Source organism: Mycolicibacterium sp. MU0050, from assembly GCF_963378085.1.
Taxonomy (GTDB): Bacteria; Actinomycetota; Actinomycetes; order Mycobacteriales; family Mycobacteriaceae; genus Mycobacterium; species Mycobacterium wendilense.
This window is the reverse complement of sequence record NZ_OY726395.1, coordinates 4,604,956-4,618,504: the sequence shown is the minus strand read 5'-3', so window position 1 is coordinate 4,618,504 and position 13,549 is coordinate 4,604,956. Positions and strand designations below refer to the sequence as shown.

The 13,549-nt window shown below is 68.4% G+C and carries 19 protein-coding genes and 1 pseudogene; 6 read left to right on the top strand and 14 right to left on the bottom strand.

Translation table 11 applies throughout. From position 1 onward, the window contains the following. Positions 1-141 precede the first annotated feature (141 nt). Positions 142-1,438, bottom strand: a pseudogene (locus R2K23_RS22025) (acyl-CoA dehydrogenase family protein). 83 nt (positions 1,439-1,521) lie between these two features. Between R2K23_RS22025 and R2K23_RS22020 the strand changes: the two are divergent. After that, complete coding sequence (locus tag R2K23_RS22020; protein ID WP_316512599.1) at positions 1,522-1,668, top strand: DUF1059 domain-containing protein; 147 nt, start codon at positions 1,522-1,524, stop codon at positions 1,666-1,668. A gap of 7 nt (positions 1,669-1,675) precedes the next feature. Here the strand turns inward: R2K23_RS22020 and R2K23_RS22015 are convergent, their stop codons facing one another. From R2K23_RS22015 to R2K23_RS21995, 5 genes are all read right to left on the bottom strand, one after another. After that, entirely contained in the window at positions 1,676-2,554 is an 879-nt protein-coding gene (locus tag R2K23_RS22015) for an alpha/beta fold hydrolase (RefSeq protein WP_316512598.1), read from the bottom strand. A 138-nt stretch (positions 2,555-2,692) separates the two neighbouring features. Then, entirely contained in the window at positions 2,693-3,025 is a 333-nt protein-coding gene (locus R2K23_RS22010; RefSeq protein WP_316512596.1) for a hypothetical protein, read from the bottom strand. Positions 3,026-3,114: 89 nt separating this feature from the next. Then, a complete protein-coding gene (gene mbp1 / locus R2K23_RS22005; protein ID WP_316512594.1) occupies positions 3,115-3,348 on the bottom strand; it encodes a microaggregate-binding protein 1 in 234 nt (77 codons plus the stop codon). A gap of 119 nt (positions 3,349-3,467) precedes the next feature. Next, positions 3,468-4,130, bottom strand: coding sequence for a phosphate signaling complex PhoU family protein (locus tag R2K23_RS22000; protein ID WP_316512593.1), 663 nt, complete (start codon positions 4,128-4,130; stop codon positions 3,468-3,470). 86 nt (positions 4,131-4,216) lie between these two features. Continuing rightward, entirely contained in the window at positions 4,217-4,783 is a 567-nt protein-coding gene (locus R2K23_RS21995) for a hypothetical protein (protein WP_316512592.1), read from the bottom strand. A gap of 35 nt (positions 4,784-4,818) precedes the next feature. Here R2K23_RS21995 and R2K23_RS21990 point away from each other — a divergent pair, with 35 nt between their 5' ends. Beyond that, positions 4,819-5,577, top strand: coding sequence for an endonuclease/exonuclease/phosphatase family protein (locus R2K23_RS21990; protein WP_316512591.1), 759 nt, complete (start codon positions 4,819-4,821; stop codon positions 5,575-5,577). 4 nt (positions 5,578-5,581) lie between these two features. On the opposite strand, the gene R2K23_RS21985 is transcribed toward R2K23_RS21990, so the two are convergent. Further along, positions 5,582-5,746: a hypothetical protein gene (locus tag R2K23_RS21985; RefSeq protein ID WP_316512590.1), complete on the bottom strand. Its 165-nt coding sequence runs from the start codon at positions 5,744-5,746 to the stop codon at positions 5,582-5,584. 38 nt (positions 5,747-5,784) lie between these two features. Beyond that, entirely contained in the window at positions 5,785-6,042 is a 258-nt protein-coding gene (locus tag R2K23_RS21980; RefSeq protein ID WP_316512589.1) for a DUF7218 family protein, read from the bottom strand. A gap of 134 nt (positions 6,043-6,176) precedes the next feature. Between R2K23_RS21980 and R2K23_RS21975 the strand changes: the two genes are divergently transcribed. Further along, on the top strand, positions 6,177-6,320 hold the full coding sequence (locus tag R2K23_RS21975) for a hypothetical protein (protein ID WP_316512588.1): 144 nt from the start codon (positions 6,177-6,179) through the stop codon (positions 6,318-6,320). Positions 6,321-6,334: 14 nt separating this feature from the next. Here R2K23_RS21975 and usfY read toward each other — a convergent pair whose 3' ends face one another. The 6 genes from usfY to R2K23_RS21945 all read right to left on the bottom strand — a co-directional run bounded on the left by usfY (position 6,335) and on the right by R2K23_RS21945 (position 11,125). Beyond that, positions 6,335-6,646, bottom strand: coding sequence for a protein UsfY (usfY, locus tag R2K23_RS21970; protein ID WP_316512587.1), 312 nt, complete (start codon positions 6,644-6,646; stop codon positions 6,335-6,337). Positions 6,647-6,672: 26 nt separating this feature from the next. Then, the gene (locus tag R2K23_RS21965; protein WP_316512586.1) at positions 6,673-7,287 is read right to left on the bottom strand and encodes a flavodoxin family protein; all 615 of its coding nucleotides are present in this window, start codon (positions 7,285-7,287) and stop codon (positions 6,673-6,675) included. Positions 7,288-7,400: 113 nt separating this feature from the next. After that, positions 7,401-7,637 (bottom strand): microaggregate-binding protein 1, encoded by a 237-nt coding sequence (mbp1, locus tag R2K23_RS21960; RefSeq protein ID WP_316512585.1) that lies wholly within the window; start codon positions 7,635-7,637, stop codon positions 7,401-7,403. 138 nt (positions 7,638-7,775) lie between these two features. Next, the gene (locus tag R2K23_RS21955) at positions 7,776-10,127 is read right to left on the bottom strand and encodes a glycoside hydrolase family 65 protein (protein ID WP_396893665.1); all 2,352 of its coding nucleotides are present in this window, start codon (positions 10,125-10,127) and stop codon (positions 7,776-7,778) included. Further along, the gene (locus tag R2K23_RS21950; protein ID WP_316517484.1) at positions 10,124-10,885 is read right to left on the bottom strand and encodes a beta-phosphoglucomutase family hydrolase; all 762 of its coding nucleotides are present in this window, start codon (positions 10,883-10,885) and stop codon (positions 10,124-10,126) included. Before R2K23_RS21950 ends, R2K23_RS21955 begins: the two co-directional genes overlap by 4 nt. A 27-nt stretch (positions 10,886-10,912) precedes the next feature. After that, positions 10,913-11,125 (bottom strand): hypothetical protein, encoded by a 213-nt coding sequence (locus R2K23_RS21945; protein WP_316512582.1) that lies wholly within the window; start codon positions 11,123-11,125, stop codon positions 10,913-10,915. A 120-nt stretch (positions 11,126-11,245) separates the two neighbouring features. Here R2K23_RS21945 and R2K23_RS21940 point away from each other — a divergent pair, with 120 nt between their 5' ends. From R2K23_RS21940 to ampC, 3 genes are all read left to right on the top strand, one after another. Beyond that, complete coding sequence (locus R2K23_RS21940) at positions 11,246-11,788, top strand: cysteine hydrolase family protein (protein ID WP_316512580.1); 543 nt, start codon at positions 11,246-11,248, stop codon at positions 11,786-11,788. Positions 11,789-11,884: 96 nt separating this feature from the next. Then, entirely contained in the window at positions 11,885-12,277 is a 393-nt protein-coding gene (locus R2K23_RS21935; protein WP_316512579.1) for a heme-binding protein, read from the top strand. 60 nt (positions 12,278-12,337) lie between these two features. Further along, the gene (ampC, locus tag R2K23_RS21930) at positions 12,338-13,534 is read left to right on the top strand and encodes a class C beta-lactamase (RefSeq protein ID WP_396892561.1); all 1,197 of its coding nucleotides are present in this window, start codon (positions 12,338-12,340) and stop codon (positions 13,532-13,534) included. Positions 13,535-13,549: the final 15 nt, after the last annotated feature.

Here is a 13,549-nt window from a genome sequence, read left to right as displayed (position 1 = left end):
CGGGCCGACAGGGAACTCAGTGCGTGCATGTCGGCGAGAAGCGTGGCACACCCGGCCGCTCACCGCGCGACGAGCGTGCGCGATCCCGGGGTTTTGGTCGGCGTGTCGGCCGGGGACGTGCACGCTCGCGGGAAAAAAAGTTCAGAGGTCGGCGACGTCGAGTTCGAGGCGCTCGGCCAGCCGGGCCTGCGCCTCGGCACGCCGGGTCGGCAGGTGGCCGGACCCGAAGACGGTGTCGGCGGGCTCGTACTCCTTGAGCGTCCGACGCGCCAGGGTCAGCTTGTGTACCTCGGTGGGGCCGTCGGCGATGGCCAGCGACTGGGCCGCCACCATCATCTTGACGAACGGCATCTCGTTGGAGACCCCGAGCGCGCCGTGCAGGTGCATCGCGCGCTGCACGACATCGTGGAGGACCTGGGGCATCGCGACCTTCACCGCGGCGATGTCGCGACGCACCTTCTGGTAGTCGTGATGCTTGTCGATCAACCACGCCGTGCGCAGCACCAGCAGCCGGAACTGCTCGATCTGCAACCAGCTGTCGGCGACCTTCTCCTGGGTCAGTTGAAAGTCCCCCAACGGTCCCTGCCGGGTCTGCCGGGACACCGCGCGCTCACACATCAGGTCGAAGGCGCGCCGGGCCATCGCGATGGTGCGCATCGCGTGGTGGATGCGGCCGCCCCCGAGTCGGGTCTGCGCAATCGCAAAGGCCTGGCCCTCCCCGCCGAGCACGTGATCCAGTGGCACGCGGACATCGGTGTAGCGCACATATCCGTGGGTGCCGTGATCGGAGGATTCGGCGCCGACGCCGATGTTGCGGACGATCTCGATGCCCGGCGTCTCGGCGGGGACGATGAACAACGACATCTTGTCGCGGGTGCGCGCGTCGGGGTTGGTGACGGCCATGACGATGAAGAAGCTGGCGTGCCGGGCATTCGAGGAGAACCACTTCTCCCCGTTGATCACCCAGGCCTCGCCGTCGCGCTCGGCGCGCGTGACGAACAGGCCCGGGTCCGAGCCGCCCTGCGGTTCGGTCATCGAATAACAAGAACTGATCGCGCCGTCGAGCAGCGGCTGCAGGTAGCGCCGCCGCTGTTCCTCGGTGCCGAACAACGCGAGGATCTCCGCATTGCCGGAGTCGGGGGCCTGGCAGCCGAACACGGACGGCGCCCAGCGGGAGCGGCCCAGAATCTCGTTGAGCAGCGCCAGCTTCACCTGCCCGTAGCCCTGACCGCCGAGGTCCGGCGTCAGGTGCGCCGCCCACAGCCCGCGGTCACGGACCTGCTGCTGCAAGGGCCGCAGCGCCGCCATGACCTTCGGGTTCTGCTTGTCGTAGGGGTCCAGCGGCAGGAAGTCGAGGGGTTCGACCTCGGTGCGCATGAACTCGTCGGACCCAGTCCAACTTCTCCTGGTATTCGGGGTCGGTTTCGAAATCCCACATGCTGGCCTCACCATCTTGTCGAGTTCGCCCGCGCCGCCCCCCGTGTCTACCGCAGATGGCGCCGGTGAGGTAGACCTGTACGCATGAAGACTCACCTGAACTGCCCGTGCGGAGAGTCCATCGTCGGGACCGACGAGGACGACCTGGTCGAGAAGACCCAGAAGCACTTGTCGGAGAACCACCCCGGCCACGAATACTCGCGCGACGAGATCCTGTTCATCGCGTACTGAGGCCCAGCTAGCAACGGGTCAGCATCACCGAACGCCGCTGGGTGCCGGCGAGGAAGTCCCCGATGAGGTCCGCGACCTGGTCGGGGACTTCGACGTGCGGCGAGTGCCCGACCCCCGGGAGCACTTCCAGCCGACTGTTGGTCAGGGCCGCGTGGGCGGCGCGTCCGTGCGCGACCGGCACGATCCGGTCGTCCTCGCCCCAGATCAGCAGGACCGGCATCTGCGCTGACGGCTGCGGTCGGTTCAGCGCGCTGACGGCCGCCTGCCCGCGGATCTCGGCGGCGGAACGCACGGTGCCCAGCAGGGCGTGCCGGGTCTCGGCGTCCGAGAGCTTGGCGTAGGTGTTCCACAGTTGCGCAGCGCGTGCCGAGCGCAGGCCCGTCGCGGCCAGCCAGCCGCGGACGGCGTTGCCCGCGCTCAGCACGGCCGTGGGGGCGACCGCCGGAAGCACGTATTCCGCGCCCGGTGTGGAGAGCATCCGCAGCGGCCAGGACAGCTCGGGGGCGACACCGCCGCCGCCGATCAAGATCACCCGGTCGCAGCGTTCGCGATGCTGATGGGCGAATTGCGTCGCGATGCCACCGCCGAGCGATTGGCCGACGGCGGTGACGCGCGCGACGCCCAGTTCGTCGAGGAAGTCGCGCAGCCACACCGCGGCGGCGCCCAGCGAGTAGTCGCCGCGGGGCTTGTCCGACCGGCCGTGCCCGAGCAGGTCGGGGGCGATGACCCGATGGTTTTGGGCAAGCAGCGGCTTGATGTGGCGCCAGGTGGTGGAACTGCCCGAGATGCCGTGGACCAGCAACAAGGTGTCCGCCCGGTCGGTGGCACCGGAATCCCAGTAGGCGATCCGGTCCCCGTTCAGGTCGAGGTAACGAAAGTCGTCCATGTTCGCGACGGTAGTAGCCCTTTCCTACAGCAGGGTTACTGCTGAGTAGCAATAATGGTGGCGACGGCCGAATGGCAGCGTGTGACCTGGAAAAATAACGGTTTGATCTCTATTGGCCAGGGGTTTCCAGCAAACTCATCACGGGGAGGTGAGCAGCAGTGCGATGAAGGCGAGCAAGATCAGCAACCAGCCGACGATCGGCACCAGGATGCCATTGCGTCTGCGCGCCGTGACGAACGACAGCGCCACGGTGGCCGCAGCCACCACCGGGGCGCCGTAGACGATGACCGTGAAACCCGCCTCGCCGGATCCCGGCCGCGGACAGGCTTCGTGCGCACCGCAGCCGGCTGTCGCCATCACCTGGACGAACGCGTAAATCACCACCGCTGCGGCGCCCAGCAGGGTCGTCAGCGCCAGCACCCAGTTCAGCACGGCGTTTCCGCGCCGGGTGGTGGTCGGTTCCTTGTTCACATCAACTCCCGGGGACGGCCCGGCAAGCGCGCCGAAGGCCCAGCCCCCGTGGGCTGAGCCTTCGGATGCCCGCTGTCGAGCAGCGCGGCCTACTGATTGGCCTCTTGGCGCTTTTCGGCGGTCTTCGCAGCGCCACGGGCCGATTCGGCTTCGGCTTCCTTCTGTGCCGCGTCGCGCTGGGCTTCGGCCTTGTCCTGCTGGGCCTTGCCCTCCTGCGTGAGATCGTCACGGCCGCTGACCGTGCCGACGGCTTCCTTTGCCTTGCCCTTGACGTCCTCGACGACGCCTTTGATCCCTTCCTGGGGACCGCTGTTGTCAGCCATGGTGCTCCTTCCCAGCATGCTGGTGCGGATGGTGAACGAACCGCGGTTCGATTCGCTGGAAGTCGGGTTCCTCGACGGACGCCGGGCTAAACATCCCGGGTCTCCGGCGCCGGCCGGTACTACAGCGCGGTGTCCGCCTGCAGCGGGCTGATCCCGGTGGTACGGAACACAATTCGGTCGGCGATGGCTTTCGTGTGATCGCCGAATCGTTCGTAGAACCGGCCCAACAGGATCAGGTCGACGGCCCGTTGGACGCCTCCGTCCCAATCCGGGCTCATCAGGACCGCGAACAGCCGTCGATGCAACTCGTTGACAAACTCGTCGGTTTCACGAATGTGGTCGGCGCGGGCTGGGTCACCGTCGATGACCATCGCGGCCGCGGCGCCGGCGAGATCGACGACAATGCGACCCATCTTCATGAAGTACCCACTGACCGCATCGGTGACGACGGGCTCTGGGTAGCGCCGCTCCACCGCCTGGGCCACGTGGTTGGCGAGCTCGCCCATCCGGTCGGCGTCGGCGCCGACGTGCAACGCGGTCACCACGCGGCGCAAGTCGCTGGCCACCGGGGCCTCACAGGCCAGCGTCACCAAGGCCAACCGTTCCAGATTGCGGTGCTTGGCGTGCAGGTCACTGAGCTCGGACCGCATTGCCGCGGAGTCGAATTCATCGGTGCGCAGCAACGCGGTGTTCGCATGGCGCATGACCGAACCCGCGAGGACGCACATGGCGCTGGCCTCGGCGGTGAGGGTATCGAGTCGTTCGTGGAATTCGCTACGCATGGCTATGTCTCAGGGGTGAGGATGCCCAGTGTACCGTCCGACGTCCGTGGACCCCGGCGAGGTGGATGCGGCCGCCGCGCGGCGGATCACGCCTTCTCCCGCAGGCCCAACCTCGCCACGAGCGTCAGAAACGCTGCCGCGTAGGGATTCTCGCAGGTATCGTCCTCGATGCGATCCCAGTCCAGCTGTTCCCGGATGGCCCGGGTCGCCGGCAGCAGCGCCGCGAGGTCACAGTCGTGTTCGCCTAGCGCGCGCAACTTCTGGATCAGGATGGCGCTGGGCGGTAGCACCGGCATCCGGATCGCCAGGACGTCACATTGCTGCGCTTCGGTCAGGTCGGCGGCGTCGATGGGGCGCCCGTTGACCCGGTGCAGGATGTCGACGGTCACGTCGGGTGCCCCGATCGGCCGCGCCTTGAACAACCAGTCCTCCGGTGGCCGGTCGACGATGAAGTCGGCCTTGGCCAGCGTCTCGGCGGCGGCCTCGGTGTCGGGTTCGGCCACCACGAAGTCGACGTCGTGTACCGGTTCGGGTGCTCCGTAGGCCCATAGGCCGTAGCTTCCCGCCAGCGCAAACGGCGGGCCGCCGTCCTTCAAGGCGGAGGCGGCGCACCGCAGGGCTTCCCGCAGTGCCGCGCGGTTCTCGTCGGTCATGGTCCGCTGCTCCGGGAAGTGGGTAGTCCGAACCGATGAGAATCGCGACGTTCAACATCCTGCACGGCCGCACGGTGGGCGACGGGGTCCATCCCGACCGCCTGCGGGACTGCGTGGAGCAGTTGAACCCGGACATCCTGGCGCTGCAGGAGGTCGACCTGCACCAGCACCGGTCGAATAGGGCGGATCTCACCGATCTGGCGGCGCGGGCGATGGGCGCGGTGGCACACCGGTTCGTGGCGGCGATCGCCGGGACGCCGGGCGCGACGTGGATGGCGGCGACCGGCGCCGAACAGCCCGGCACGGCGGCGTACGGCATCGCCTTGCTGTCGCGGTATCCGGTCAGCGACTGGCGGGTGGTGCGGTTGCCCCGGCTCCCCGTGCGGGTGCCGCTGTTTCTGCGCGACCCCCACCGGGTGACCCTGGTGGAGGAGGAGCCGCGCACCGCGGTGATCGCTCGGCTGGACACGCCACGGGGGCCACTGTCGTTCGCCACGACCCATCTGTCGTTCGTGCCGGGCGCCAACCGCCGGCAGCTGCGCCACTTGGTGCGCCGGATGCGGGAATTGCCCGGACCTCGCATCCTCGCGGGGGATCTGAACATGCCGCCGAGCGCGGTGCGACGGTGGTCCGGCATGCGCGCCCTGGCGCACGCGGACACGTTTCCCGCCGCCTCGCCACGGCAGCAGTTGGATCACATCCTCACCGACGCTCCCGGGCTGCGCGCGCTGAGCAGTGCCGCCCCCGAGGCGCCGCTGTCGGATCATCGTCCGTTGGTGGTGGACATCGGATGACGGCTCAGTCGCGCGACCGCGCCTCGGCACCGGTCTCGCCGCTGTCGAAGTCGTCGTCCGACGACGCTCGACCCACGTAGGCGCCGTCGTCGTCCTTGCCGGCACGCGATGGTGCCACCTTGGGGTCGGGCTCGACATCCGTTTCGGATTCGCGGTTTTCGGGCGTCATGGCCCTCCTCTGCTCGTTCTTCGCCGCGCGGCGGCGGCTCAGTGCTTGCGTAGCTTGCTGACCAGCTTGTCTTTGGTGAGGTCGGAGTACCCCGACATCCCGAGTTCCTTGGCTCGCTTCTTCAGTTCCGGCACGGTCCAGTCGTCGTACGATCCGGACTTGCCGCCCTTGCGTCCGACGGCGGACTTGCCGCGGGCGGCCGCCGCGTTCGAGATGCGGGCCGCTTTCTCCTTGGAGTTTCCTTGCTCGCGCAGGTCCTCGTAGAGCTTTTCGTTCTTGATCGATGAATTCGGCATCGTCACAACCTCCGATCTCGATGCTGTTGTTGTCCGCATTGGGTGCCCTGCGCCGCGATGGCCAAAACCCATGGCGTGGTTGAAGCGGCGGGCGCGGGGGTATGTCGGGGGCGACCCCGAGAACGGAGGACGAGATGCCACGCGGACGCGGAATTTACGACGACGAGGGCGACGACGACCGGGCGCAGCGGCGCCGCGCCGACGAGGCCGCCAAGGCACCCCCGGAGGAGGTACCGGAACCGGAGTCCGCCGGAGAGGTGCCGGAGCCGCCGGACTGATCCGGCCCGAAGGCTCAGTTGGTCATCGGCGGCGCGCTAGCCTCCGGGTGCTCCTCGAGCCACTCGGCATGCAACCGGCGCACCCGGCGCTTGCTGAAGTACAGCCAGCTCAGCCCGGCGACGAACAGCACCACGGCGACGACAGCGCCGACGGTCCCGGCGCTCGAGTTCCCCGCCCCAAACAGGAACAGGGTGATGACGAATGTCACCACGCCGAGCGCGGTCACGATCATGCCGGGCAGATTGGTGCCGTCCTTCATCGCCTCGCCGGCGCGGGGGCGCGTGGTGCGGGCGTGGTCAACTGGGTCTTTCGCGGTGTCACCCATCGTGTGTCCTCCTTTGACGGTGAAACTCATTGGTATGCGGGGTATTTGGCGCTCCTGAGCTGGCGCGCGAGGTGCGCCGCGTTGCGCGCCGCGGCCGCGGTGGCCGCGGCAACCGGCTCGGGAACCTCGTCGAGGTCGTTGTAGTCGACCGAATCCATTGCCCGCCCGTTCCAGTAGGTGCTGCCCTGGGCGGGCACGGTGTAGCCGATGTCGTTGAGGCCCTGAAACACGTCGGCGATCACCTTGTGGGCGCCGTCTTCGTTGCCCACCACGCTCACGATGCCCACCCGGCCGGCCATGACCGGCCGCCCGGCGTCGTCGGTGTTGGAGAGTTCGGCGTCCAGGCGTTCCAGGACGCGCTGGGTGATGCTGGACGGGTGGCCCAACCACACCGGCGTGCTGATCAGCAGGATGTCGGCGTCGAGCAACTTCGACCGGATCGCCGGCCACTGATCGGTGCCGCCCATGTCCGGCTCCACGCCAGGAGCGATGTCGTAATCGACGCAACGCACCGCCTCACACTCCACGTCCTGCTCTCCGAGGCGTTCGAAGACATGCTCGGCCATCAACACGCTGCTCGACGGCGCCGGGCTGGGCTTGAGCGTGCAAATCAGGCCCAGCGCCTTGAGTGTGTCGGTCATGGTCCCTCGGCTACCCCCGCGGCGTCGAACGGAAACCCCGGTACAGGGCGAGGGCCCGCACCCCCAGTGGGGAGCGGGCCCTCGCGAACGTGCCGTTGTCGGACTCTTACGGCTTACTGCTCGGCCTTCTGCCGAGCCTCGTTGGCCTTCGCCGCGGCGCGTGCGCTCTCGGCCTCGGCCTCCTTCTGCGCGGCCTCACGCTGGGCTTCGGCCTTGTCCTGCTGGGCCTGTCCCTCGCGTTGAAGATCGTCGCGGCCGGTCACGGCCCCGATCGCCTCCTTGGCCTTGCCCTTGACGTCCTCGACGACGCCCTTGACGGCCTCGGCCGGCCCGCTGTTGCTGTCAGCCATGTCAATTCCTCCCGGTCAAGACACTCACGCCCCTGTGAGCGTGTGGGGACTGTCCCCGATGGCACGGGGATTTCCCAGCGTTTCGGCCCACCAAACCGGTTGATCGGAATCGGCGGTGTGGCGCTGCACACGCCGGACTCAGTCGCGCAGGAAGATCGGCGTCCGTCCTGGGGGTTGCGTCGGCCGGGGCAACAGCGGGACGCGTGCTTCGACCGGGACGGTGACGGGCTCGGCGGTGGTCAGTTCCAGGTCCTGGCCGCAGTGCCGGATCCGCACCCGTCCGTCGGGTCCGTCGCGCAGGGTGTAGGTGGTGGTCTCGTGGTCGATGTCGACGGTGAGACGGAATCCGCGCCAACGCAATCGGAACACCAGACGCGAAATCCGCTCCGGCAGTGCGGGCTTGAAGGAGACGGTGTTCTCGTCGTCGCGCAGACCGCCGAATCCGTCGACCAGCGCGGTCCAGGCGCCGGCGAGCGACGCCATGTGCAGACCGTCACTGGTGTTGCGATGCAGATCCCGTAGGTCGATCAAGGCCGCCTCGGTGGCGTAGGCGTGAGCCAACTCCAAATGTCCCACCTCGGCGCACATCACGGCCTGGGTACACGCCGACAGTGACGAGTCGCGCGTGGTGCGCTGCTCGTAGTAGTCGACATTGCGTGCCTTCTGCTCGTCGGTGAAGTGATGGCCCAGCCAGTGCATGGCCAGCACCAGGTCGGCCTGCTTGATGACCTGCGACGGGTACAGCCGCACGTAGGGCTGGTGCAGCAGCAGCGGATAGTCCCTGCCGCCGTTGAAGTCCCACTCCCGCAGCCGGGTGAACCCCGCGGACTGTTCGTGGACCCCGAGTTCGTCGTCGAACGGGATGCAGACCGCCTCGGCCGCGGCACGCCAGCCGGCGATCTCACCGTCGGTGACGCCGAGCGACTCCGCGGTGCGGGGATGGCGTTCACACGCTGCGGCGGCGACCTTCAGGTTGTGCGCCGCCATCAGGTTGGTGAACACGTTGTCGTTCACCACGGCCGTGTACTCGTCGGGACCCGTGACCCCGTCGAGGTGCCACACGCCGTGCCGGTCGTGGTGGCCCAGCGAATTCCACAGCCGGGCCGTCTCGACCAGGACCGCGACGCCGCACTCGTTTTCCAGCGAATCGTCCCCGGTGACCAGGCGGTACCGTTCGAACGCCATGGCGACGGCGGCGTTGATGTGCCAGGCCGCCGTCCCCGCGGGCCAGTAGGCCGAACACTCCTCGCCGCGGATGGTCCGCCACGGGAACGCCGCACCGGTCAGGTCGAGTTCGGCCGCGCGTTGCTTGGCCAACTCCAGCGTCGAGGCGCGCCAGCGCAGCGCGTCGGCCGCCGCATCCGGGGCGGTGTAGGTGAGCACCGGGAGCACGAATCCCTCGGTGTCCCAGAAGGCGTGTCCGTCGTAGCCGGTGCCGGTCAGGCCCTTGCCCGGAATGGCTCGGCGCTCGGCGCGGGCGCCGGCCTGCAACACGTGGAACAGCCCGAATCGTACGGCCTGCTGCAGGTCGGGGTCGCCCTCGACCTCCACGTCGGCGCTGTCCCAGAAGTCGTCGAGATAACCGCGTTGTTGCTCGACCAGGCCCTCCCAGCCGGTATAGCGCGCCGCCGAGATCGCCGCGGCGATCTGACTGCGCAGGGCCGGCCGGGAACGCAGGCTCGACCAGCCATAGGCCAGGAATTTCACGATGCGCAACCGCTGCCCGGGGCGTAGGCCGCAGATCACGGTGGTGCGGGCCAGGTCCGGACTGGTCTCGGTGGACACCTCGACGCGGCCGGGTACCTCGATCAGGTGGTCCATGGCGGCCGCCATCGTCAGGTTGCTGGCCCGGGTTCGGTGCACCAGCACCGCCTCCCGCCCGGAGCCGTCGTGCTCGACCGACTCCAGTGGCCGTCGCAGGACCGCGGCCACCCGCGGATCCGCCGACGGTTCGGGTTGATCCTCGTTGGCCACCAGCTCCGATTGCACTGTGACCAGCGTGAATTCGTCGACCGCCTCGACGATGTACTCGATGGCCGCCACGCTGCGGTGGACCAACGACACCAGGCGGGTGGACCGCACGCAGATCTTCTTCTCGGCCGGTGAGCGCCAGCGCGCAACCCGGGTCAGGGTGCCGGCCCGCAAATCGAGGGTCCGCTCGTGCTCGAGCAGTTCGCCGTAGCGGACGTCGAAGGGTTCGTCGTCGACGAGAAGGCGGATCACCTTGCCGTTGGTGACGTCGATGATGGATTGGCCGATCTCGGGATAGCCGTAGCCGGCCTCGGCATACGGCAGCGGCCGTTCCTCCACGAACGAGTTCAGGTAGGTGCCCGGCAGCGCGTACGGTTCGCCCTCGTCGAGGTTGGCGCGCAATCCGAGGTGCCCGTTGGACAGCGCGAACAGCGATTCGGAACGGCCCAGCACTTCGAGGTCCAGGCTGGTCTCGCGAAGCTGCCACGGCTCGACCGGGAACCTGGTGTCGTCGCTCAGCACCGGGTCAGCAATTCGTCGAGGTCGGCAACCACGATGTCGGCCCCTGCCCGGCGCAGCGATTCCGGATCTCCGACGCGGTCCACGCCCACCACCACGGCGAACCGTCCAGCGCGGCCCGCCTGCACGCCGGCCAGCGCGTCCTCGAAGACCGCGGCGTCGGCGGCGGACACCCGGAGCAACTCGGCGGCGCGCAGGAACGAATCGGGAGCGGGCTTGCCGGGCATGCCCTCGGTGCGGATGGTGACGCCGTCGACCCGGCAGTCGACGAACTCCGTGAGGCCGGCGAGTTCGAGCACGTCGGCGGCGTTGGCGCTGGACGACACCACGGCGATCGCCACCCCGGCGTCGCGCACGGCGCGCAGATACCGCCGCGACCCGTCGAAGACGGTGACCCCGTCGGTGTGCAGCAGCCGCTGGAACGCGGCGTTCTTCCGGTTGGCCAGGCCGTGGACGGTCGTCGCCTCGGGGCCGTCCTCGGCGCTGCCCGCGGGCAGTTCCAGGCCCCGGCTGGTCAGGAAGCTGAGCACGCCCAGGTCGCGGGTCTTGCCGTCGACGAAAGCGCGGTAGTCGGCGTCATCGAACGGCCGGTGCCCGGGGCCGAGGGAGGCCAGGAACTCGTCGAACATGGCCTTCCAGGCGTTGCGGTGCACGCTGGCGGTGTCGGTCAGGACGCCGTCGAGGTCGAAAAGGCAGGCGCCGACTCGGCGCGGCAGGCCCAGCGGTGTCGTCCGCTCGGGCGGTTCGGGGTTCGGGATGGTGACCTCACCTACTGGCTCGAGTGCCTATCGTCTCTTTCGCTTCACCAGCTCGGAGCCCTCGTACGTCACGCGGTCGTCCGGGCCGTTGCCATAGAAGCTATAGGCTCCGTCAACCGCGTCGGTGAGCATTCTGATTTCGTGAACGGTGAGCCAGCGCCGGCGCGCGGGGTCCTCGATGACGTCGCCCTTGACGATATCGGTCGGCACCACCAGTTCGACTTCGGGATTTTCGGTCACCTGTGCCGGTTACCCGCGGCCGCAGGGCCCGACACCACCGTGGGACGCGGGCGTTCACATGCCCGCGATCGCGGGTATGTAACCGGTGCCCGCGCCCGGTGAGAAAGGATGGTGCCCGCCGTGACCGATACCGCGGTCTTGGTGATCGACATGCTGAATGCCTATCAGCATCCCGACGCCGAACTGCTGATACCGAATGTGGCCGAGATCGTCGAACCGGTGTCCGGACTGATCGACGCGGCTCTGGCACGCGACGACGTCGACCTGATCTATGTCAACGACAATTACGGCGACTTCACCGCGCAGCCCGACGACCTGGTGCGTGCCGCGCTCGAAGGCGCTCGTCCGGACCTGGTGAAACCTGTTGCACCGCGGCCCAACTCCCGATTCCTGACCAAGGTGCGGCACAGCGTGTTCTACGCGACCGCGCTGGAGTACCTGTTGTCCCGGTTGGGCGCCAAGCGGCTGATCTTCGTGGGGCAGGTGACCGAGCAATGCGTGCTCTACAGCGCGCTGGACGCCTACGTACGCCACTTCGAAGTGGTGGTGCCCCGTGACGGTGTCGCCCACATCGACCCGGAGTTGGGCGCCGCGGCGCTGAAGATGATGGAAAGCAACATGGACGCCAGCATCGTCTCGGTCGCCGACTGCCTGCCCGGGTGACGCGGGTTTCGGGCAAATCGGTCGAGGGTAAGAACATCCCATCCACACCCGGCCCGCGTGTTGGGCCGAAGCATTCGTGACCGAAGGACAGCAGACATGAACTCAACCCAGCGAACGACGTTCCGCACCCGCGCCACCATGGCCGGTCTGGCCGCGGGCGGCTTGGTGTTGGCCGGCTTCACCGCGCCGGTGGCCGCCGCCGCGCCATGCATGGTGAGCGAGGCGGCCGGCACCATCAGCGCGGTGTCGGGGGCCGCCGGGCAGTACCTGGCCAGCCATCCCGGTGCTGATCAGGCACTGAGCACCGCGCGCACGCAGCCTCGGGAACAGGCGCGGGAGACGGTGCGGGCCTACTTCACCGCGAACCCGGGCGAGTACGTCGAGCTGAAGAACATCACTGCGCCGCTGGTGGACCTGCAGAATCGGTGCGGAACCGCCGGAATTCCCAGTGACTTCGTGTCGGCGTTCAACGAGTTCCAGGCGGGCTGACGGCGCGCCTGAGGACCGGTAGTACCCGGCCGGGCCGGGCGGAAGTTGTACCGTGGCTTGATGTTTGACCGAAGAACTGGGCGCTTCCTGTCGACGGTGTTGCTGCTGGTCCTGTTTTCCGCCGTCGCGTGTTCGTCCGCGCCGGACCCTGAGCCGATCGATCCGCCCGGCGCGGCCGCCCCGGGCGGATTGGCCGCGGCGGTCGACGCCGCGTTCGGCCCGCTGCTCGACGAGTACGACGTGCCGGGCCTGGCTGTGGCCGTCAGCGTAGACGGACAGTCGCACCTCTTCGACTACGGGGTGGCCGACAAGGCGAGCGGGGCCCCCGTCACGCCCGACACGGTGTTCGAAATCGGCTCGGTGAGCAAGACTTTCACCACGTTGCTGGCCGCGCTGGCGGCCGAACGTGGCCAGTTGGAGCTCGGCGACCACCCCGGTCGGCACCTTCCGGAGTTGCGCGGTCACCCCATCGACGCCGCGAACCTGCTGAATCTGGCGACCTATACCGCCGGCGGGCTGCCGCTGCAGTTCCCCGAGACGGTCACCGACGAGGCGGCCATGGTGTCCTTCTTCCAGGAGTGGACCCCGGCCGCCCCGCCCGGGCGAGTGCGCGAATACTCCAACCCCAGCATCGGTTTACTGGGCCACGCGACGGCCGCCGCCATGGACGGGGACTTCACCGAGCTGTTGCAAACCCAGCTGTTTCCGGCGCTGGGGCTCACCCACACCTACATCGAGGTGCCCGAGCCCGAAAGCGCGCACTACGCCTGGGGGCACAACGCTGCCGGCGACCCGGTGCGCGTCAACCCTGGCATGTTCGACGCGCAGGCGTACGGGGTGAAGACCACCGCCGGTGACCTGATCGAGTTCGTCGAGGCCAACATGCGACCGGACGGACTCGATCCCGAACTGCGTCGGGCCGTCGAGGCCACGCACGTCGGCCACTTCGCCCTCGGAGCCATGACGCAAGGGTTGGGCTGGGAACAGTACCGCTACCCGGTGCGCCTGGATGATCTGCTGGCGGGCAACTCGCGGACGGTCAGCGGCGAGCCGCAACCGGTCACGCCGGCGCCCGAACCCCAGGCCCCCACCGCATTGCTGTTCAACAAGACCGGTTCCACCGACGGTTTCGGGGCCTACGTGGTGTTCGTCCCGGAGCAGCGGATCGGCATCGCGATGCTGGCGAACAAGAACTTTCCCATTCCCGCGCGGATCACCGCTGCTCACGCGGTCCTCGATCATCTGTCCGGGGACTGAGCGGGAACTACACTG

Coding starts and splice junctions, on each gene's coding strand:
- R2K23_RS22020 (WP_316512599.1), top strand. CDS start 1,522: ATGAAGACTCACCTGAACTGCCCGTGCGGAGAGTCCATCGTCGGGACC.
- R2K23_RS22015 (WP_316512598.1), bottom strand. CDS start 2,554: ATGGACGACTTTCGTTACCTCGACCTGAACGGGGACCGGATCGCCTAC.
- mbp1 (WP_316512594.1), bottom strand. CDS start 3,348: ATGGCTGACAACAGCGGTCCCCAGGAAGGGATCAAAGGCGTCGTCGAG.
- R2K23_RS22000 (WP_316512593.1), bottom strand. CDS start 4,130: ATGCGTAGCGAATTCCACGAACGACTCGATACCCTCACCGCCGAGGCC.
- R2K23_RS21995 (WP_316512592.1), bottom strand. CDS start 4,783: ATGACCGACGAGAACCGCGCGGCACTGCGGGAAGCCCTGCGGTGCGCC.
- R2K23_RS21990 (WP_316512591.1), top strand. CDS start 4,819: ATGAGAATCGCGACGTTCAACATCCTGCACGGCCGCACGGTGGGCGAC.
- R2K23_RS21985 (WP_316512590.1), bottom strand. CDS start 5,746: ATGACGCCCGAAAACCGCGAATCCGAAACGGATGTCGAGCCCGACCCC.
- R2K23_RS21980 (WP_316512589.1), bottom strand. CDS start 6,042: ATGCCGAATTCATCGATCAAGAACGAAAAGCTCTACGAGGACCTGCGC.
- R2K23_RS21975 (WP_316512588.1), top strand. CDS start 6,177: ATGCCACGCGGACGCGGAATTTACGACGACGAGGGCGACGACGACCGG.
- usfY (WP_316512587.1), bottom strand. CDS start 6,646: ATGGGTGACACCGCGAAAGACCCAGTTGACCACGCCCGCACCACGCGC.
- R2K23_RS21965 (WP_316512586.1), bottom strand. CDS start 7,287: ATGACCGACACACTCAAGGCGCTGGGCCTGATTTGCACGCTCAAGCCC.
- mbp1 (WP_316512585.1), bottom strand. CDS start 7,637: ATGGCTGACAGCAACAGCGGGCCGGCCGAGGCCGTCAAGGGCGTCGTC.
- R2K23_RS21935 (WP_316512579.1), top strand. CDS start 11,885: ATGAACTCAACCCAGCGAACGACGTTCCGCACCCGCGCCACCATGGCC.
- ampC (WP_396892561.1), top strand. CDS start 12,338: ATGTTTGACCGAAGAACTGGGCGCTTCCTGTCGACGGTGTTGCTGCTG.